We start from the raw sequence: 18491 nt of genomic DNA, 5'->3' as shown, positions 1-18491 counted from the left end.
TACTCAAACTCCATTTGATTTTTTTCCCTTATTTTATCACACATTTAAGTACTATCTCTTAGCTTTTCGAATAGAAGTAACCGATTTTCTATCAATATTCTCAGTAAAAGCCCTTAATAATCACAAATTGAAGCACTAGTTTTACAATTTTATTATTTTCAGGAAGGTAGAATTCCCATCGTACGAATATGAGCCTTTGCCTCTTCATCTCCGAGTTCATACAACATTTGATATAACTGAGTATTCATATCATCATAAGCATCATTTTGACGATCATGATGATACTCTAGATAAGGAATATGTGCTCGAAAAAAACCTTGCCAATCATCTGAATAACGTTGATCTAAACGCTCTCGCAGTTGTTCTACTTCCAAATCTGTCGCACTTATTTTAAAGTTCCATTCCGATGCTGTACTTACTTGAGAAATCTCACCTGAACCGAGGGATACATAATACGTTTTTTTCATTGAAAGATATTCAGCTCCTTTATACTGACTTACCTTTCTTATTTGTATAATGGTTTCCTTTTATACTAATCATTTAATTTGATTTTTTAATTTTTCAATCGCCTCCTTAATAACGGTAGGCACAGGAAGACCTACTCGGCCAGCATTCTCTGTAATAGAAATCATTTCATTTAAAATATAGAATAATATCGTTACATCTCTGATAAAATGATTGTCCGGCCAAAATACTTGGTCCATAAAGTTTGCCATCATCACAAGAGCAAAAATAAAGACCTTTTTGGCAATGCCACGAAAGCCTACCTTACTAGATAAACTTTTATCAATAAATGCTGCAACTGTTCCAGTCACATAATCAACGGCTACCAATGCTACAAGAGCCATCAATAAATAATTCCATTCTCCGACTAAGAAAAAGATAAATGAACCTAAACTAGACACAGATAACAAGGATAGTTTGTACATATTCACTTTTCATCCTCTCAACTATTTACATAGTAGTACATACTATCATATGAAAAATAGTGAGAAGTGTTCTTCATACATGCTATCGTTTGTACACTTTTACGAAATAAAAAAACTTGCGAGAAGCTCGCAAGTTTTTACTTTCCTAAGAAAGAGTTTAGCATCCACATATGCTTTTCTAGACTTTGATGAATAGCAAGAAGCATATCTCCTGTTGTCTCATCATCGACTTCGCCGGCTACGTCCATACCTTGCTTTAACTCTGTTGTGAGCGTAGTGAAGTCTTTTACTAATTCTGATACCATATCTTTTGCTGTTTCGTTTCCGTGAGCTTCTTCAATTGCGCTCATTTCTAAAATTTCTTTCATTGTAGCAACCGGGCTACCACCTAAAGCTAATAAACGCTCTGCTAAGTCATCAATTACTGTTGCTGTCTCTGTATAAAGTTCTTCAAACTTTTCGTGCAATGTAAAGAACTGTTCGCCTTTTACATACCAATGATAATTATGTAACTTGATATACATCACGCTAAAGTTTGCTACTTGCTTATTTACGATTGTTGTTAATTCTTTAGACATAAGACCCACTCCTTAATGATTTCTACTTCAATTATCTCTAGTATAGTAGTACCCCTTTTTCCTTGATTAAAACATTTTTTTAGAAGTTTTTCGTACTCTTCCGCTATTGACGATGAACCATTTTTTTATTATCATTTTCACAAAACGAAATGATTACGATTTAAAGAGGTGGATACATTTGATTTACGATTGGATAATTATTGGAGGGGGCATTCAAGGGTCTACCCTTGCCAACTTTCTTTTAAAAGAAAAAAAGACCACAGTTGAACGTTTAGCTATTATAGATCCACATGAGGAGCCCTTAGCAAATTGGAAACACTGCACCGGTTTAATTGATATGCCTTATTTACGTTCTCCTTCTGTACATCATATTGATAGCTTGCCTTTTAGTCTACAAGAATTCAACAAAATCAAAGGTGAGACTAAGAATTTTTACGGGCGGTATAAACGTCCTTCCTTAGATTTGTTTAACGAGCACTGCCGCCACGTTATAGAAGATACAAGGTTAAATAAGTGTTGGCACCAAGGAAAGGTTATTCACGCTGAGCGTACAGGAAACCTCTGGACCATCCAAACCGAAATTGGACAAGCATTTACAAGTTATAATCTCGTTTTATCGGTAGGAATTGGAAATCAACTAGCAATTCCTCATTGGGCACAAGAAAATCCCAACGCTCAACATATTTTCGATCCAGCTTTACACAGCTTAGAAGAAGTAAAAAGTCCCGTTGCTGTAATTGGTGGAGGTATAACGGCCGTACATACTGCTGTTAAGCTATCTTCTCTTTATCCTGGGAACGTTACCCTTATTAAAAGACATCCGTTTCGCATTCACGATTTTGATAGTGATCCTGCATGGCTAGGTCCAAAAAAGCAGCATCCATTTCGACGTTTATCTAGCTACCGAAAGAGGCGTGAATTGATAAAAGAAGCTCGTCACAAAGGCTCGATTCCACAAGAATTATTTTTAAAAGTTAAACGTTTAACGGAAAAAGGCCATCTATCAATAGTAGATGGAGAAGTGGATTATTACGATAAAAATACGCTTCACCTTAAAGATGGTCTAACGATCGAAGTGAAACGTGTCATCTTAGCAACTGGCTTTGTTCAAACATTACCTGAAAAGCAGTGGCTTACACCGTTAATTGATGAGCATAAATTAAATTGCAGTGAATGTGGCTACCCTATTGTTTCTCACTCCCTGCAATGGGGACCTAATTTATATGTAACAGGAGCATTAGCTGAGCTAGAAGTGGGGCCGATTGCTAGGAATATTTCTGGTGCTAGACAAGCTGCGCAGCTTATTGTGAATAGTTTATAAAAATGGTCTAACACTAAGGATTGACATTATGGTTAAACAAAAAAACTCTAGCTCAAGTAGCTAGAGTTTTTTTGTTAACCGAATACCTTGGCTAACTCTTCTTTATCTTGACTTAACCAGAATTGCATTAAGCGTTTTGCTCCTTCTAAATCATGGAGCTTTGCTTGGCCGCACTGCTTTTCGTTGGCAGCTGGAATTTCTGTGATTGTAATTGCATCTTTTAATGTATCTTCTAAAAGATCAATAATTTCTTCTACTTTCGGTTCTCCGCTTACAACAAGATAATATCCTGTCTGACAACCCATCGGAGAAATATCAATAATATCAAAATGGTCATATTTCTCTACGTGAGTGCGAATGTTGAAAGCCAATAAATGCTCTAATGTATGAATAACATCAGGCTTCATTGCTTGTTTATTCGGCTGGCAGAAACGAATATCAAATTTATTAACAACGCCGTCACTACCTACCTTGTGTACACCACAATGTCTTACATAAGGGGCTTTTACAGCGTTATGATCTAATTCAAAACTTTCTACTGATGGCATGCTATCACTCCTTTTTTATTCTTACTACCTATCATACACTTAATTCCGATTTTTTTCATCAATTTAATATACTATATACCTGGTATTTGCATCCTGTGCTTTTCTTTCGATATATTTATAAAAAAGAATCTGTTTAGAAAGGTGTGATATCAGTGCTCGCTAAAATCATGCTGAGTATTATAAAGGTATACCAAAAAGTGATTTCGCCACTCACCCCTCCCACATGTCGCTTCTATCCAACATGCTCTCATTATGGAGTTGAAGCGATTAAGCGATTTGGGGCCTTTAAAGGCGGATGGCTAACGATAAAGCGAATTTCCAAGTGTCATCCTTTTCATCCAGGAGGTATGGATCCTGTTCCTGAAAAAGAACCTGTCAACAAAAATTAGCTATTTTGCTTTTCTTTCACATACTCGTATCCATCTACGATAACGTCTAGCTTTCCTGTGCCTGGATCAATAACAAGACCATGTACAGGAATATGCTTTGCAAATAAAGGATGATTACGAATTGTAGACGTCGTATGTTGGACTGTTTCTTCAACCGAATCGAACCCTTTTAACCAGCTTTTTAAATCAATTCCTGACTTTTCAATTGTATCAATTACTTCTTCTGAAATCCCTTGCTCTTTTACAGCTTCTAAAAATGAAATCGGCTCTAATTTCCCTGCCCCACAATCATGGTGGCCAATTACATATACTTCATCTGCTTGAAGTGCATATACAGCTACTAAAATACTTCTCATTACGCTTCCAAAAGGATGAGATACAAGTGCTCCTGCATTTTTTACAATCTTCACATCGCCGTTACGTAAGTTCATTGATTGAGGAAGTAATTCCACTAATCTTGTGTCCATACAAGACAAAATAACCATCTTTTTATCCGGTAACTTGCTTGTCTCATATTTGCGATATTCGTTATTTGCCACAAACTTCTCATTGTAATCTAGGATCTCGTTTAATAGATTCATGTTTTCTACTTCCTTTCCTATTTAAAAATTTTTTAATCGTTTCTCTTGTATTATACTAAAAATTTTTATATGATGTAACAGCATAAATCGTAATTATTCTTATTTAAAGGAAGGAAGGAAGAACAATATGAAACAAGTACCTGTTACAGTATTAAGTGGTTACCTAGGTTCAGGTAAAACAACTTTATTGAATTATATTTTAAAAAATAGAGACGGACTTAAAGTAGCAGTCATCGTTAATGATATGAGCGAGGTAAATATTGATGCCGACTTAGTAAAGCAAGGTGGCTTTTCTCGTACTGAAGAAACATTAGTTGAAATGCAAAATGGATGCATTTGCTGTACGCTACGAGACGATTTAATGAAAGAAGTTGAACGTCTTGTTGATAAAGGGAATATTGATTATATCGTGATTGAATCTTCTGGAATTAGTGAGCCAATCCCCGTGGCCCAAACGTTTACTTATATCGATGAAGAGCTTGGGATTGATTTAACAAAAAAATGTTCTTTGGATACAATGGTTACAGTCGTAGATGGCAATCGATTTTGGGAAGATTTTTCATCAGGTGAAAGCTTATTGGATCGCAAAGAAGGCAATGATGAACATGATACGCGTGAAGTTGTTGACTTACTCATTGACCAAATTGAGTTTGCAAATGTCATTCTTCTGAACAAAGTCGACTTACTGACTGAAGAAGATGCAAAAGAGCTGGAGTTAGTATTAAAAAAGCTGAACCCTGAAGCTAAAATTATTCAAACAATTAAAAGTGTGATCGACCTGAAAGAAATTCTAAATACTGGCCTATTTGACTTTGAAAAAGCAAGCCAAGCGGCTGGTTGGATTAAGGAGTTAAATACAGATCACCACACTCCAGAAACAGAAGAGTTTGGTATTTCTTCTTTTGTTTACAGACGAAACCGTCCGTTTCATCCAGAACGGTTAATGACATGGCTTGAGAATTGGCCAGTTGATATTGTCCGAGCAAAAGGCTTTTTCTGGTTAGCTTCACGAAATGATATGGCAGGACTGCTCTCGCAAGCAGGAACATCGATTATGATTCAAGGTGCAGGCGAATGGGTAGCAGCATATTCAGAAGCTGAAAAACAACAGACATTAAAGGAAGAGCCCGAACTTCTCGAAAAGTGGGATGATACATTTGGTGACCGCACAAATGAGTTAGTCTTTATTGGATTAGAAATGAATGAAGAAGAAATCATCTCAACGCTTGACCACTGCTTACTTACTGATTTAGAAATGCAGCAAGATTGGTCGACTTTCCGCGACCCTCTACCTAAGTTCACAGTTCAGTCATAAATTTATAGTTTTCAAATCGTAACTATTACGATATAATGACATAGGTCATTGTTCGTAACTAGTAATCGAAAGGAGAATTATATATATGAAAGTTAAAGCTACATTTATGGCATTAGCGTTAGGGACAGCAACATTTTTAGCTGGATGCGGTGCTGATAATTCAAATGAACAAACAAGCGGTAAAGACGATAAATTAACGGTTTATACTACTATTTTTCCACTGCAAGATTTCACTAAGAAAATTGGTGGAGAGGAAGTGAATGTTGAAAGTGTGCTCCCTCCTGGAGTAGATGCTCACTCTTACGAACCAACAACAAAAGATATGGTGGAAATTGCGAAAGGTGATGCTTTCATTTACTCCGGCATTGGATTAGAAGGCTTTGCTGATAAAGCACAGGATACATTAAAAAATGAAGATGTTACTATGGTGGAAGCAGCTAAAGGTATTGAACTAGCTGAAAGCACGCATGCTCATGAAGACGAACATGCTCATGAAGACGAGCACGCCCATGAAGACGAGCATGCCCATGAAGATGAGCACGCCCATGATCATGGAGATACGGATCCACATATCTGGTTGGACCCAGTACTATCAATTCAATTAGCTGAAAACATTAAGAATGAATTAGTAGAACTAAAACCAGACTCAAAAGAAGAGTTTGAAAAAAATTATGAAGACTTAAAGGCTCAGCTAGAAGAACTTGACCAAAAGCTAGAAACAACTATTTCTGAAGGAAAGCATAAAGAAATTTTAGTTTCCCACGCTGCATATGGATACTGGGAAAAGCGTTACGGATTGACTCAAATTAGCGTTGCAGGCTTGTCTCCAACAAATGAGCCATCACAAAAGCAGCTACAGTCTATTATTAAAGAAGCAAATGAGCATAACATTAAGTACTTTATTTTCGATCAAAACTTAGAGCCTAAAGTATCTAAGCTTGTTCAAAAAGAAGTAGGTGCAGAAGCTCTTACCCTTCACAACCTGGAGTCTGCTACAAAAGATGATGTAGCGAACAAAGAAGATTACTTCTCAATTATGGATAAAAACATTGAAACGCTAAAAAAAGCTCTAAACTAACTACAAACAAAAATAACTAGCCAACTGGCTAGTTATTTTTGTTTCATATTATATTTTTGCATGAAGCGCTCTGCACGTCCACCTTTATCAGCAAATTTCTGTCTGCCCGTATAAAAAGGGTGCGTATCAGAACTTACCTCTACTTTAATCAATGGGTATGTTTGACCATCTTCCCATTCAACAGTCTCTGACGTATTCATCGTAGAACCTGATAGAAACTTAAATCCGCTATTGGTATCCATAAACACTACTTTTCTGTATTCTGGATGAATATTTGGTTTCATATTATAATCCTCTCCTTTAATGAGATATATATCTATTATATCGTAATGATTCTTATTTTCAAGTATTCTGTTTCGAAAATTTATTAATGAATAAATCGTGGTAAAAAGTGGACAATAAGGCTTATCAATACTTGATTGGAAAGGTTGTATTTCAATGGAACATTTAGTAACTGCTCGTTCGATGTTTGGTATGACCATGGGAGTTCATATTATTTTTGCCACGCTAGGCGTAGGAATTCCCTTAATGATTTTATTAGCAGAACTTCTCTATCAGCGCACGAAAGACAAAGATTATGAGCTAATGGCAAAGCGTTGGACAAAAGGTGCCGCGATTTTATTAGGCGTTGCTATCCCAACTGGAACCATCGCTGGAGTACAGTTAGCTTTATTGTGGCCTGGTTTTATGGAGGTTGTAGGGAAAGTTATGTCATTACCTTTTCAAATTGAAATCTATGCATTTTTTATTGAAGCACTATTTTTGTCTATCTATGTGTATGCAGCTGATCGAATTTCGCGAACAATGCGAATTGTAAGCCTTATCCTTGTAGCCATTGGAGCTGTGGCGTCAGCTGTGTTAATTACAAACGTCCACGCTTTTGAAGGAACTCCGGCTGGATTTCGTATTGTAAATGGTGAAATTACAGATGTTGACCCATGGGGAGCTTTCTTTAACCCAAGCTTTATTACAACAGCTGGACATGTTGCTGTTTCTGCTTATGCAACTGGGGCATTTGTCATTGCATCCATCGCTGCATTTAAAATGCTTCGCTCTCGAAAAGAGCCTCGGCTTTATCGCTTCCATCAAAAAGCTTTAATGATGGGACTAATTGTTGGAGGTATATTTTCATTTTTAACAGCGCTAAACGGGCATGAATCTGCGCAGCTTCTTTATGAATATCAGCCAGAAAAGCTCGCAGGAGCAGAAGGTTTATTTGAAACAACTGACTACGCACCGCTTACTATCGGTGGATTTACAGATCGCGAAACTCAAACGGTCAAATGGGGCATTGAGATTCCATGGGCACTAAGCTTTTTAGCAGATGATCGCTTTGATACGGTTGTTGCAGGCCTCAATGATTTTCCAGAAGAATATTGGCCTCCTCTTTTCATCCATACTCTTTTTAACGGTATGGTAGGAATCGGCTCGCTGCTTATTTTACTATCTATTCTAGGAATTGCTTGGTATAAGTTTATGAAAAAACGTGGTTTTCCAAAGTGGTTAATGTGGGCATTCGTTATTTCTGGTCCTTTGGCTATTCTATCAGTAGAATTCGGGTGGATTTTTGCATGTACAGGTCGACAGCCTTGGGTGATTTATCGAATTATGAAGACTTCTGAATCCGTTACTACCTCTGCTAATTTAGAATTTTTATTTGCTCTATTTTTAATTGTATACGCTATACTCGTTGTTGCTGTTTCACTTGTTCTTATTTATTACTTCAAGCGTAATCCCTTGGAAAAAGAGCTTGCAGATATGAACTAAAAGGATGTGGAATTGATATGGGTGATTCACTACTTGCCATCACAGTCATTTGGGGATTTATTTTTATTTATGCTGTTATGGGAACAATGGACTTTGGAGCGGGATTCTGGTCAATGATTTATATTAATCGTGAAAAAACAAATGCTACAAATATCGCTAACCGCTACCTCTCTCCAACTTGGGAAGTAACTAATGTATTCATCGTTGCAATTGTAGTTGGTTTATTTAGCTTCTTTCCTGGCGCTACGTTTACGCTTGGAACGGTTCTATTAATTCCGGGAAGTATTATTCTATTGCTTTTGGCACTTAGAAGTGGTTTCCTTGTATTTTCACATTATACCAAGGGCGCTCGTCATCAAAAGGCTCTTGTTTATATTTCTGGCATATCAGGCGTATTGATTCCAGCATTTTTAATTGCTGTTTTACCAATTAGCCAAGGCGGTTACATCGATACCATTGATGGAGTTGAAAAACTAAACTTAATCAAAGTATTTACTAGTCCAAACGTATATGCTTTTATCGGGTTTGCTGTCAGCTCTTCGTTATTTCTATCATCTTTACTTTTAGCTGATTACTCCAAGTCGTCAGATGAAATGGAAGCATATGAAGTATATAGAAGAGATGCACTTATCACAGGTCCCATTTCACTTGTTATGGCTATTCTCATTATGGTGACACTGCGTATGGAAGCTACCTGGCTTTATAATAATATGATGGAATACAGGCCTATTTTATTTGTTTCATTGTTTTTATTTTTAGTCGCTGGAGGCGCGCTTTTACTTCCATCCTCAAAGGGAAAAGGAATGCCAAGATTAGCGGTTGTTGCAATCGTTCTTCAATATTTTTTAGCAAGCTATGTATATGGAAGAGGTCATTTACCATATGTTATTTATCCAAATGTAACAATTGAAACTGGATTTACTCATCCTGATGCTTTTCGCTCGTTATTTATAACATATATCGTAGGATTTGCTATTTTATTCCCCGGATTCTATTATTTCTGGCGCTTGTTTATGAAAGACAATCGAAAGTATGTTGGAAAGAAGCCATATTAAAAAAGAAGTAAAGAACGGTTCACCTGTTCTTTACTTCTTTTTTATCTCTTTAACAATACTGCACGCATAAGCTTTACACTTTTCTACATCTTCTCCATATGGAGCAAGCTCTACTTTTAACCCCGCCGTCATTAACGAGCCACCTTGACTCTGCACTTTCTCTTCCAATAAATCTACGGCTCCGCAAAAGATATCATAGGACATATCACCTGAACCGAATACCGCTACCTTCTTTTGAGAAAAATCAATATCATCCATTTCGTCATAGAAATCTAAAAACTCATCAGGTAACTCACCATCTCCCCATGTATATGATCCTAAAATGATATGATCAAAATTTCTTATATCTTCTGGTGTTAAGTCAAATACTTCGAGACGATGTACAGCTAACTTCTCTTCTATTAATACTTCTTCAATCACATCTGCTATTGCTTCTGTGTTGCCAGACATACTTGCATAGGCTAATAATACTTCTTTCACTTTTAAAAAAACCTACCTTTTTATATCAACATTGTTAATTTCTCAGCTTGAATATCTGAACCTGTACTGCATTCGAATCGAAGTGGACAGTTTCTACACTCTTCTATTGAAGCAGTTTTTTGAAAGAACTTTGGTTCTTCCAGTATATCTTTCATCATTTTTAACTTTCTAATTGATTGCGAATAATCTTCAGGTTCAATATGAACAGTTTCTCTCCGCCCTGTTAGCAGCGAATAAAAATGAATAGCTTTTGGTACTCTATTGAATGCATGCTTTGTAAAAACAACGATAAAAGCTGTCATCATTTCTTTTACTTCTAATTGATCATCAAGTAGAAACTTTGTGACTTCATAAGAGGAGCCTGACCAATACGCAGCATCAATCAGCAAGGATATATTTGTTTCTAACTCCGGAACGTATACCCCATATTTCTCATAAACAAATAATGGAGTATCATCTTGCCACTCACTCATAAGAAAAGCTAATAAGTAGTCACTGACAGATGCTAACACTTCATAATAATGAATTTGTGATTGAAAAAGGTCCGGTGAAAGCTTAGACCAGTACTTTTCAATCAATTTTAAAATTAGATAGGAAGACCTTTCATAAGGAGCTTTCAGATAATATTCTTTGACAACCTTATGAACGGTTACCCCTACGAAATCTCGCCAATCAGCCAATTGTTGTTTACGATCTCTTAGCTGTCTCTGATAAAATTTATAAGGACATTGAATAAATTCTTCAATATGATGACTGGCCAAGGTTTTAATTTGAACTTTTAACTGCATTCTGTCACCACGCTTTATACACTCACATGTTGTTTTCTTCTTATGATACTTGTTCAATCACTTTGCGAATCGCGCTCCATGAATGCTTAACAAAATAAATTGGCTTTTGCTGTTTCTTCGCTTTCTCTTTAATCACCTTCGCCATGTTGTGGTTAATAAAATCTGTAATCACAAGTACAAAACCAATATGATCTGGGATTTCTCGCTTCACCATATTACTCTTTCTTCCATCAAGATGAATAATTTCGTTAAATCCTTCGCCTGCTAACCGATCTGTAATATGCTTTAAACGATCTCCTCCAACAACCATAACTGATGACATTTCTTTCTCCTCCTGTACGATAAAATTAGGTTTATTTAAAATCTTAACGATGATTTAATCTTGTTTGCTATATACATAGAATAATTGAGAATGATTCTCTTTGTCAATTGTTAATTGATAAAAATTCTCAATTAATTTTCCAATCTCTCGATTATAACAATAATGAAAATTGACCATACTACATATATCACGCGTATAAAGGAGGGGATTACATGTCACAAAACATTCTTTGTGAAGTGAATAACTGTCATTATTGGAAGCAAGGCAACCACTGTGGAGCAGACGAAATTTACGTAGTCAGCCATGCTGGTAAAAAGGCTTCTAATAGCCGTGAAACAGACTGTAAAACATTTAAACCTGAAGATATTTAAATTGGTTATCCTAAGACAAACTTTGTTCTCTTACTAATTAATAAAAAAAGGACAACCACGTGGGTTGTCCTTTTTCATATCAACGAAAGTGAAGGTAATATATGAATACAAATCAACTTGTTCATTTTTTTAAAACGGAAGCTGTTAAAGCCAATAAACAAACGTTCCCTATTTATGTGCAATCATTTGCTCATTTATGGCAACATGAATGTGGAACACTGGAAAACATTCCACCTGAAATTGATCTACTTATTACCACTCGTGCTCTTGAGCTAGGTCTTGTTTCGACACAGGTAGCTGACTAAAACTGGTTTAGAATTTTAGTCAGCTGTTTTATTTTACAAATCATCAAACCCATTTACATCTGATGCTTTTGTATATTGTCTTGATTTTTGTTCAAAGAAGTCTGTCTTACCAAGGTCAACTTCCTGATACGCAACAATCCAACGTAGTGGATTCTCAATTGGTGCATCAGGAAACGCTACGCGCCCAAAGCCCATTTGATTACAGCGTTTATTCGCCATATACTCGATGTATTGACGAATATCTTTCATCGTAATTCCATCAAACTTCTCACCGATGACTGACTCAGCCCATTCAATTTCAAGCTGAGCAGCTTGTCTAAATGTTGAAGTAACAAACTCTTCAAGCTCAGCCGTACGCTGTTCAGGATTTTCATTTAAGACTTCTTTAAAGATTTTTTCAAATAATCCTACATGAAGCTGCTCATCACGGTTAATATAGTTAATCATTGTAGATGTGGCAACCATTTTTTGATTACGTGCTAAGTTGTAGAAAAATGCAAAGCCACTATAGAAAAACAGGCCTTCTAAAATAACATCATATACAATGGACTTTAAAAAGTTTTCAACCGTTGCATCTTCGGCAAATGCTTTATAACCATTTGTTACAAAGTCATTGCGTGCACGAAGTTTTTCATCCGTACGCCAATATTCAAATACTTCATCTTGCTTAGCTTTTGGCACTAAGCTCGATAATACATATGAATAAGAGTGATTATGAACAACTTCCTGCTGAGCTAAAATAATCATCAGCGCATTGATTGAAGAATCTGTAACATAATCAGCCACTTTACTCGCATAATCTGACTGAATGCTGTCTAATAAAGCCAACAGACCAATAATCTTTAAAAAGCTCTCCTGCTCATCCGCTGTAAGCTGCGGAAACTGCTTGATGTCCTGTCCCATATTAATTTCAAACGGCGTCCAGAAATTAGCTAACATGCGTTTATACTTTGGAAACGCCCACGAAAATCGGACATCATCCCAATTTAAAATGTTTGAGGTTTCACCATTAATAATCCCCGTTGAGCGGTTCGGGGCATTTTCATTCATAATCTCACGTTTCTTTAGACTGTTCGTCAACAAAATCGGCTCCTTTCTTAGCTATGGCAGCTTTCACACTCATCAATTACTTCGCTAGACGTAGAGCGAACATAATACGTTGTTTTTAACTTTTCTTTCCATGCAGTCATGTGCAAATCTAGTAAGTCTTTTGCACGAATATCATTTTGAACATAAATGTTAAACGAGATAGATTGGTCAATATGACGCTGACGCTTTGCGTTTTGCTTAATGCTCCAATGTTGGTCAATTAAATAAACAGACTTATAATACCAATTGGTTTCCGGTGACAAATCCGGAGCTGTAACCGGAATTTTATAGTTTTTCTTCTCTTCTGAATAGAACTTACGGAAGATCGGGTCAATACTCGCAGTAGATCCAGCAATAATAGAAGTAGATGAATTTGGAGCCACAGCCATTAAATATCCGTTTCGAATTCCTTTTTCTTTTACAAGCGCCTGTAGGTCATTCCACTGACTACTGTTGTAACCACGTGTTGTAAAATAAGCTCCTGTTTCCCAATCAGACCCTTCAAATAGAGGGTACGCTCCTTTTTCTTCTGCAAGCTCCATGCTTGATTGAATCGTTAGGTAAGCAATTTTTTCATACAGCTCATCGCAATATTGAACCGCTTCTTCTGTTTCCCAAGCAATCTTTTGTAGAGCTAATAGATGGTTCCACCCAAACGTACCCAAGCCGATAGCACGATAGCGCTGGTTTGTTAGTTTTGCCTGTAAAACTGGTAGATTATTCAGTTCAATTACGTTATCTAACATGCGAACTTGAATAGGTACAAGGCGTTCAAGCACATTTTCCGTTACTGCACGCGCTAAGTTAATAGACGATAAATTACAAACTACAAAGTCACCTGGTTGTTTTGTAATAACAATTTTTCCGTCTTCGGTAACTTCTTCAACTACTGTTGTCATGCTTTGATTTTGCGTAATTTCTGTACATAAATTACTGCAATAAATCATGCCTTCATGACGGTTTTGGTTAGCGCGGTTTACTGTATCACGATAGAACATATATGGTGTTCCTGTTTCTAATTGTGAAATCATAATTCGTTTAAAAATTTCAATCGCAGGCACTTTTTCTCTTGATAGAGCTTCATTTTCAATGCATTCACGATAACGATTTCTAAAGGAGCCGCTGCCTTCTTCTTCATCATAGAAGTCTTCTAGTGAATACCCCATTACCGTACGAACTTCATGCGGATCGAACAAATACCAGTCTTCACGTTTTTCAACGGCTTCCATAAATAAATCAGGCAGGCAAACGCCAGTAAATAAGTCATGTGTACGCTGACGCTCGTCTCCATTGTTTAAACGTGCATCTAAGAAAGAAAAAATATCCTTGTGCCACACGTCTAAATATACAGCAATCGCCCCTTGGCGTTGGCCTAGTTGATCAACACTAACAGCTGTGTTATTAAGCTGTTTCATCCAAGGAATTGTTCCTGATGATACACCTTTAAACCCTTTTATATCGCTGCCTCGGCTACGGATATGACCCAGATACACGCCAATCCCACCACCGTTTTTACTCAATGTTGCTAAGTCCGTATTGCTATCATAGATACCTCGTAAACTATCATCGACCGTATCAATGAAACAGCTTGATAGCTGTCCATAGCTTTTCCCTGCGTTTGCTAATGTCGGTGTTGCTACTGTCATATAAAGATTAGAAAGTGCCCAGTATGACTCTTTTACCAACGCTAAGCGATTTTCTTTCTTTTCATTTGCCATCAGCGTCATAGCAATAATTAAAAAGCGTTCCTGTGGTAGCTCATATACACGCTTATCATGTGATGTTGCTAAGTATCGGTCAGCTAATGTTAACAGACCAATATACGTAAATAAGCTATCTTTTGTATAATCAATGGCTAAGCCTAGCTCATTGATTTCCTCCACAGAGTATGTATCCAGAAGCTGTTTATTATAAATCCCGATGTCTGTAAGTTCTTTAATTAGTTGGTAAAATAATCCATATCTTTCACCTTGATCATATTTTCTATTAACTGCAGCTTTGCGATATAGCTCTTGTAAGTAGATATGAGCTGCTACATATGTCCAATCCGGCTCATCCATAGAAATTCGCTCAAGTGCTGCTAAAATAAACACGTTTGCTATTTTTTCATCCGTCATATTCTCTTTCGCAGCAACTGTTTCCACTACCTTTTCCTCATACCCTGAAAAATCAAGTTGTGGAAATTTTTCACCAAGTAATTTCATATCATAATTTACTTTTTCAAGTTTATTTAAATCTGTTGTATTAATCATAAGAATAAGTTCCTCCTTTTTCTCCAGCATAAAAAAATCGCTCACCTGACGCAGTGAGCGAATAGAACGAAGATAAAAGAAGACGAAATGTCTTTTCTCAATCCTCGCTCTATCCTCTCACCTCCCGAAGAAGATAAAACGTCATAAAAAAGGCAGGTCTCCTGACTTATGCTTCGCTTTACTCTAAGGCCTTCCCATGATTGTTATTCACAGTGGCTATTCCTTATTTCATCAGCATTCACAGTTGCGGGGACAGTTTTGGATTTGCACCAAATTCCCTTTTAAGTCTTTTATCAGACACCTTTTTTACTGGAAAACACAAAATATAGTATATGAAGTTTTAATTAAAAACAAGATGTTGTGTTATAAACACATTATAAGGGACAACTTACAGAACTACAATATTTTTTTCAAAATAAATTTCCGCTCATTTTCCCTTCCCTTACTTGACATACCCTTCTACGCCTTTATTTAATAAGGTTTCTTGCATACATATAAAAAAGAAATTTTTAAAAGTTTTGTTATGTATTAGCAACTAGCTATTATAAACAGCTTCATTTTTCATCAAACTATTCCATCATAACATGTTTTTTCGGATTGGTTATACTATTTGATTTGTGAAATTTAATCAAACTTTTTTTCACCTGATAGATAGCTTTTATATAAACGATAAGAAAGCAGGCTCTTCAGAAGAAATCCCAATAAAAAAATCCACTTTTAAAGTGGATTTATATCACTCATATATTTTTTGATAGGTGGAAACTTTATTTAAAAACACTCTATCAATCTGATAGCCAATACCAGGTTCTTTTGGCACATGAATTAACCCGTTATTTACTTCTACTTCTGGGAGAATGACATCCTTGTTCCAATAACGTGCAGAAGCTGAAATATCCCCAGGGATGGTGAAGTGTTCTAATGAAGCAAGTGCAATATTATGAGCTCTTGATATACCGGATTCAAGCATTCCTCCGACCCATAGTCGCACATTACTTTTCTGGCACAAATCATGAATCCGCTTTGCTTCTGTTAAACCACCTACTCGTCCAACTTTTACGTTAATAACTTGACAACTTCCTAACTCAATTGCTTTTCTAGCATCATCGTAAGACACAATACTTTCATCTAAACAAATGGGTGTACGCAGATGCTTTTGCAAATGGCGGTGATCAATAATATCACTAGAATTTAAAGGCTGTTCAATCATCATGAGATCAAACTCGTCTAGCTTTTGAAGCAACTTCAAATCATCTAAGGAGTAAGCAGAGTTTGCATCTACCATCAGTGGAAGTTTGGGATAATGCTTTCTAATTTGCTTAATAAGATCGTAATCCGTTCCGGGCTTAATCTTCACTTTAAAACGTTTATATCCAGCTTTCAAATGTTGATCTATTCTATGAATCATTCGATGAATATTATCCAGCCCAACTACTACGCCTGCTTCTACAGCTTCTTTTGTGCCCCCAAGAGCTTGAGATAGCGACTGATTGTTCTTCTTAGCAAATAAATCCCAAACCGCGCAATCTACCGCTGCTTTACTCATATGGTTTCGCTTAATAGGATTAAATAGTTCCTGCAAATCTAAAGGCGTGCTTAATCGCTTACCAATTAAAGCAGGGAGCAAAAAATCATTGAGCATATGAAAGCACGTTTTAATAGTTTCTTCTGTATACCAAGGGGTCGAAAATGCTACCACTTCTCCCCACCCTACTTCACCATTTATATCTTCTACTTCTAAAAGCAGTAGCTCTCGATTTGTCACAGTTCCATAACTAGTTGAAAACGGTGATAACAGGTTCAATTCAATAGCATGAATAGTTGCTTTATGAATCTGAATCATAGCTGGTGCCCCTGTTCTATAAGTTTAGGTAATTTTCGTCTAACAATTTTATTGGACGCTGTCCTTGGCAGTTCATCTACAATAAAATAATACTTTGGTATTTTATAATTAGCTAACATTGCCTGACAATGTATATGCAACTCTTCTTTTTTTATTGGCGATGTGACTACTAAAAAAGCTGCTGGAACTTGTCCCCACTGTTTATCAGGCACTCCTGTAACACCGACTTCCACAATAAGTGGATGCTTTAATAAAGTGCTCTCAATTTCCGCTGGATAGATGTTTTCTCCACCTGAAATAATTAAATCTGATCTTCTATCTAGTACGTATAAAAACCCATCTTCATCAAGCTTACCAATATCTCCTGTATATAACCAACCATCTTTTATCGCTTTGGCTGTTTCTTCTGGCTTATTGAGGTACCCAGGCGTTACGTTAGGGCCTTTCACAACGATTTCACCTTCTAGACCATTCGTTACTTCTTTACCGCTAGCATTTACAATTTTAAGCTGGCAAGGCATCAGGGGCTTTCCTGCAGATCCAAGTTTTTGGATGCTGTCTTCTGGAGCTAACGTTACACACTGAGAAGAAGTTTCTGTCATCCCATATGTTTGGTAAACAGGAATTCCTTTCTCCATACAGTCATCCAAGAGACCTCTTGGCACAGGACCTCCTCCTGTTAACATGCAACGAAATGATTCCGGATATTTTCTTTCACCTAGCTCCTTTAACATCTGGGTTAGCATTGATGTTACGACCGACATAATGGTTACACCTTTTGTTTCGATAGCAGCGTTTGCTTCTATAGCTTCAAACCTTGAGTGTAGTACAATTCTCATGCCGTAAATAACACTTCTCATTAAAATAGAAAAGCCGCTAATGTGAAATAAAGGCACCGCAACGAGCCAGCAGTCATTTGCCTGGAGTCCAAGATTTAGTGATGATCCAGTAGCACTCCACCAATGATTCCCATAAGACTGCATAACTCCTTTTGGATTACCTGTCGTACCTGACGTATACATAATTGTATATGTATCGTTTAAGTCATACTGAGATTGAAGCACAATTTCTTGTTCATATCGCTGGGTAAGTTCTTGCAGTTGAATTAGTTCTGTTCCTGAAATTAGTATAGTTTCTTCATAACTCTCATCGACAACAAGAAAACTTGCTTTTGCATCACTACATTGATATTGAATCTCTTGCTGCTTTAAGCGCGTATTGAGTAATAGAGCTTTTGCTCCTATGTAAGCTAAAGCATGAATCAATTCAATATACTCTATTCGATTTCTCATATAGATAGCAACTGTATGCCCTTTTTTTATACCATAGCTCGCTAATTGAAAAGCTCGCTTCACTACTCGTTTATGCAGCTGAAAAAATGTAATTGATTCCGATTCTAAGTCAATGGCAATTCGGTTAGGTGTGACTTTTGCTCGTTGACTTAACCAATTAGGTAAAAAATTCATGCTTCTATTCTCCTTTC

The 18491-nt window shown here is 36.7% G+C and carries 21 protein-coding genes and 1 riboswitch; of the genes, 8 read left to right on the top strand and 13 right to left on the bottom strand.

The window, feature by feature from the left end; translation table 11 throughout:
* Positions 1–158 precede the first annotated feature (158 nt).
* From V2145_RS00440 to V2145_RS00430, 3 genes are all read right to left on the bottom strand, one after another.
* Positions 159–467 (bottom strand): hydrolase, encoded by a 309-nt coding sequence (locus V2145_RS00440; protein WP_094911958.1) that lies wholly within the window; start codon positions 465–467, stop codon positions 159–161.
* Between the two features lie 69 nt (positions 468–536).
* Entirely contained in the window at positions 537–929 is a 393-nt protein-coding gene (locus V2145_RS00435) for a phage holin family protein (RefSeq protein ID WP_131888431.1), read from the bottom strand.
* Positions 930–1066: 137 nt separating this feature from the next.
* Entirely contained in the window at positions 1067–1507 is a 441-nt protein-coding gene (locus V2145_RS00430; RefSeq protein WP_094911960.1) for a Dps family protein, read from the bottom strand.
* A gap of 178 nt (positions 1508–1685) precedes the next feature.
* On the opposite strand from V2145_RS00430, the gene V2145_RS00425 reads away from it, so the two are divergent.
* Positions 1686–2828 carry an FAD/NAD(P)-binding protein gene (locus V2145_RS00425; protein ID WP_131888432.1) on the top strand — a complete coding sequence of 381 codons (1143 nt, stop codon included), beginning with the start codon at positions 1686–1688 and terminating at the stop codon, positions 2826–2828.
* A 74-nt stretch (positions 2829–2902) separates the two neighbouring features.
* Here V2145_RS00425 and V2145_RS00420 read toward each other — a convergent pair whose 3' ends face one another.
* Complete coding sequence (locus tag V2145_RS00420; RefSeq protein WP_131888433.1) at positions 2903–3376, bottom strand: S-ribosylhomocysteine lyase; 474 nt, start codon at positions 3374–3376, stop codon at positions 2903–2905.
* Between the two features lie 167 nt (positions 3377–3543).
* Here V2145_RS00420 and yidD point away from each other — a divergent pair, with 167 nt between their 5' ends.
* Entirely contained in the window at positions 3544–3765 is a 222-nt protein-coding gene (gene yidD, locus V2145_RS00415; protein ID WP_179289256.1) for a membrane protein insertion efficiency factor YidD, read from the top strand.
* Here the strand turns inward: yidD and V2145_RS00410 are convergent.
* Entirely contained in the window at positions 3762–4346 is a 585-nt protein-coding gene (locus V2145_RS00410; RefSeq protein ID WP_094911963.1) for a beta-class carbonic anhydrase, read from the bottom strand. The two genes, yidD and V2145_RS00410, sit on opposite strands and share 4 nt — an antisense overlap.
* Positions 4347–4473: 127 nt before the next feature.
* Between V2145_RS00410 and V2145_RS00405 the strand changes: the two genes are divergently transcribed.
* Entirely contained in the window at positions 4474–5661 is a 1188-nt protein-coding gene (locus V2145_RS00405) for a GTP-binding protein (RefSeq protein ID WP_094911964.1), read from the top strand.
* 85 nt (positions 5662–5746) lie between these two features.
* Entirely contained in the window at positions 5747–6739 is a 993-nt protein-coding gene (locus tag V2145_RS00400) for a metal ABC transporter substrate-binding protein (protein ID WP_330987244.1), read from the top strand.
* A 32-nt stretch (positions 6740–6771) separates the two neighbouring features.
* Here the strand turns inward: V2145_RS00400 and V2145_RS00395 are convergent, their stop codons facing one another.
* Complete coding sequence (locus V2145_RS00395) at positions 6772–7023, bottom strand: type B 50S ribosomal protein L31 (RefSeq protein ID WP_094911966.1); 252 nt, start codon at positions 7021–7023, stop codon at positions 6772–6774.
* Between the two features lie 154 nt (positions 7024–7177).
* Here V2145_RS00395 and V2145_RS00390 point away from each other — a divergent pair, with 154 nt between their 5' ends.
* Positions 7178–8506 carry a cytochrome ubiquinol oxidase subunit I gene (locus tag V2145_RS00390; protein ID WP_061784914.1) on the top strand — a complete coding sequence of 443 codons (1329 nt, stop codon included), beginning with the start codon at positions 7178–7180 and terminating at the stop codon, positions 8504–8506.
* A 17-nt stretch (positions 8507–8523) separates the two neighbouring features.
* Positions 8524–9561: a cytochrome d ubiquinol oxidase subunit II gene (locus V2145_RS00385; protein WP_094911967.1), complete on the top strand. Its 1038-nt coding sequence runs from the start codon at positions 8524–8526 to the stop codon at positions 9559–9561.
* Between the two features lie 30 nt (positions 9562–9591).
* Here V2145_RS00385 and V2145_RS00380 read toward each other — a convergent pair whose 3' ends face one another.
* Genes V2145_RS00380 through V2145_RS00370 form a run of 3 tightly spaced genes read right to left on the bottom strand, consistent with a single transcriptional unit; the run spans position 9592 to position 11151 of the window.
* The gene (locus V2145_RS00380) at positions 9592–10041 is read right to left on the bottom strand and encodes a flavodoxin (RefSeq protein WP_094911968.1); all 450 of its coding nucleotides are present in this window, start codon (positions 10039–10041) and stop codon (positions 9592–9594) included.
* Between the two features lie 20 nt (positions 10042–10061).
* A complete protein-coding gene (locus tag V2145_RS00375; protein ID WP_094911969.1) occupies positions 10062–10829 on the bottom strand; it encodes a PD-(D/E)XK nuclease family protein in 768 nt (255 codons plus the stop codon).
* 40 nt (positions 10830–10869) lie between these two features.
* On the bottom strand, positions 10870–11151 hold the full coding sequence (locus V2145_RS00370) for a DUF2325 domain-containing protein (protein WP_094911970.1): 282 nt from the start codon (positions 11149–11151) through the stop codon (positions 10870–10872).
* A 212-nt stretch (positions 11152–11363) separates the two neighbouring features.
* Here V2145_RS00370 and V2145_RS00365 point away from each other — a divergent pair, with 212 nt between their 5' ends.
* Positions 11364–11522, top strand: coding sequence for a DUF1540 domain-containing protein (locus tag V2145_RS00365; RefSeq protein ID WP_094911971.1), 159 nt, complete (start codon positions 11364–11366; stop codon positions 11520–11522).
* Positions 11523–11623: 101 nt separating this feature from the next.
* Entirely contained in the window at positions 11624–11827 is a 204-nt protein-coding gene (locus tag V2145_RS00360) for a hypothetical protein (RefSeq protein ID WP_094911972.1), read from the top strand.
* Between the two features lie 33 nt (positions 11828–11860).
* On the opposite strand, the gene V2145_RS00355 is transcribed toward V2145_RS00360, so the two are convergent.
* The 4 genes from V2145_RS00355 to V2145_RS00340 form a co-directional block, all read right to left on the bottom strand.
* Positions 11861–12907 (bottom strand): ribonucleotide-diphosphate reductase subunit beta, encoded by a 1047-nt coding sequence (locus V2145_RS00355; RefSeq protein WP_094911973.1) that lies wholly within the window; start codon positions 12905–12907, stop codon positions 11861–11863.
* A gap of 17 nt (positions 12908–12924) precedes the next feature.
* Positions 12925–15120 (bottom strand): ribonucleoside-diphosphate reductase subunit alpha, encoded by a 2196-nt coding sequence (locus V2145_RS00350; protein WP_442956794.1) that lies wholly within the window; start codon positions 15118–15120, stop codon positions 12925–12927.
* A 182-nt stretch (positions 15121–15302) separates the two neighbouring features.
* A riboswitch (cobalamin riboswitch) is annotated at positions 15303–15488 on the bottom strand.
* A 413-nt stretch (positions 15489–15901) separates the two neighbouring features.
* The gene (gene menC / locus V2145_RS00345) at positions 15902–17008 is read right to left on the bottom strand and encodes an o-succinylbenzoate synthase (protein WP_131888439.1); all 1107 of its coding nucleotides are present in this window, start codon (positions 17006–17008) and stop codon (positions 15902–15904) included.
* Positions 17005–18474 (bottom strand): o-succinylbenzoate--CoA ligase, encoded by a 1470-nt coding sequence (locus V2145_RS00340; RefSeq protein WP_330987242.1) that lies wholly within the window; start codon positions 18472–18474, stop codon positions 17005–17007. Before V2145_RS00340 ends, menC begins: the two co-directional genes overlap by 4 nt.
* Between the last annotated feature and the right edge of the window lie 17 nt (positions 18475–18491).

It is taken from the genome of Priestia sp. GS2 (assembly GCF_036409025.1).
Lineage (GTDB): Bacteria > Bacillota > Bacilli > Bacillales > Bacillaceae_H > Priestia > Priestia aryabhattai_A.
This window is presented reverse-complemented; position numbering and strand designations above follow the sequence as displayed.

Coding starts and splice junctions, on each gene's coding strand:
- V2145_RS00440 (WP_094911958.1), bottom strand. CDS start 467: ATGAAAAAAACGTATTATGTATCCCTCGGTTCAGGTGAGATTTCTCAA.
- V2145_RS00435 (WP_131888431.1), bottom strand. CDS start 929: ATGTACAAACTATCCTTGTTATCTGTGTCTAGTTTAGGTTCATTTATC.
- V2145_RS00430 (WP_094911960.1), bottom strand. CDS start 1,507: ATGTCTAAAGAATTAACAACAATCGTAAATAAGCAAGTAGCAAACTTT.
- V2145_RS00420 (WP_131888433.1), bottom strand. CDS start 3,376: ATGCCATCAGTAGAAAGTTTTGAATTAGATCATAACGCTGTAAAAGCC.
- yidD (WP_179289256.1), top strand. CDS start 3,544: ATGCTGAGTATTATAAAGGTATACCAAAAAGTGATTTCGCCACTCACC.
- V2145_RS00410 (WP_094911963.1), bottom strand. CDS start 4,346: ATGAATCTATTAAACGAGATCCTAGATTACAATGAGAAGTTTGTGGCA.
- V2145_RS00405 (WP_094911964.1), top strand. CDS start 4,474: ATGAAACAAGTACCTGTTACAGTATTAAGTGGTTACCTAGGTTCAGGT.
- V2145_RS00400 (WP_330987244.1), top strand. CDS start 5,747: ATGAAAGTTAAAGCTACATTTATGGCATTAGCGTTAGGGACAGCAACA.
- V2145_RS00395 (WP_094911966.1), bottom strand. CDS start 7,023: ATGAAACCAAATATTCATCCAGAATACAGAAAAGTAGTGTTTATGGAT.
- V2145_RS00390 (WP_061784914.1), top strand. CDS start 7,178: ATGGAACATTTAGTAACTGCTCGTTCGATGTTTGGTATGACCATGGGA.
- V2145_RS00385 (WP_094911967.1), top strand. CDS start 8,524: ATGGGTGATTCACTACTTGCCATCACAGTCATTTGGGGATTTATTTTT.
- V2145_RS00375 (WP_094911969.1), bottom strand. CDS start 10,829: ATGCAGTTAAAAGTTCAAATTAAAACCTTGGCCAGTCATCATATTGAA.
- V2145_RS00370 (WP_094911970.1), bottom strand. CDS start 11,151: ATGTCATCAGTTATGGTTGTTGGAGGAGATCGTTTAAAGCATATTACA.
- V2145_RS00365 (WP_094911971.1), top strand. CDS start 11,364: ATGTCACAAAACATTCTTTGTGAAGTGAATAACTGTCATTATTGGAAG.
- V2145_RS00360 (WP_094911972.1), top strand. CDS start 11,624: ATGAATACAAATCAACTTGTTCATTTTTTTAAAACGGAAGCTGTTAAA.
- V2145_RS00350 (WP_442956794.1), bottom strand. CDS start 15,120: ATGAAATTACTTGGTGAAAAATTTCCACAACTTGATTTTTCAGGGTAT.
- menC (WP_131888439.1), bottom strand. CDS start 17,008: ATGATTCAGATTCATAAAGCAACTATTCATGCTATTGAATTGAACCTG.
- V2145_RS00340 (WP_330987242.1), bottom strand. CDS start 18,474: ATGAATTTTTTACCTAATTGGTTAAGTCAACGAGCAAAAGTCACACCT.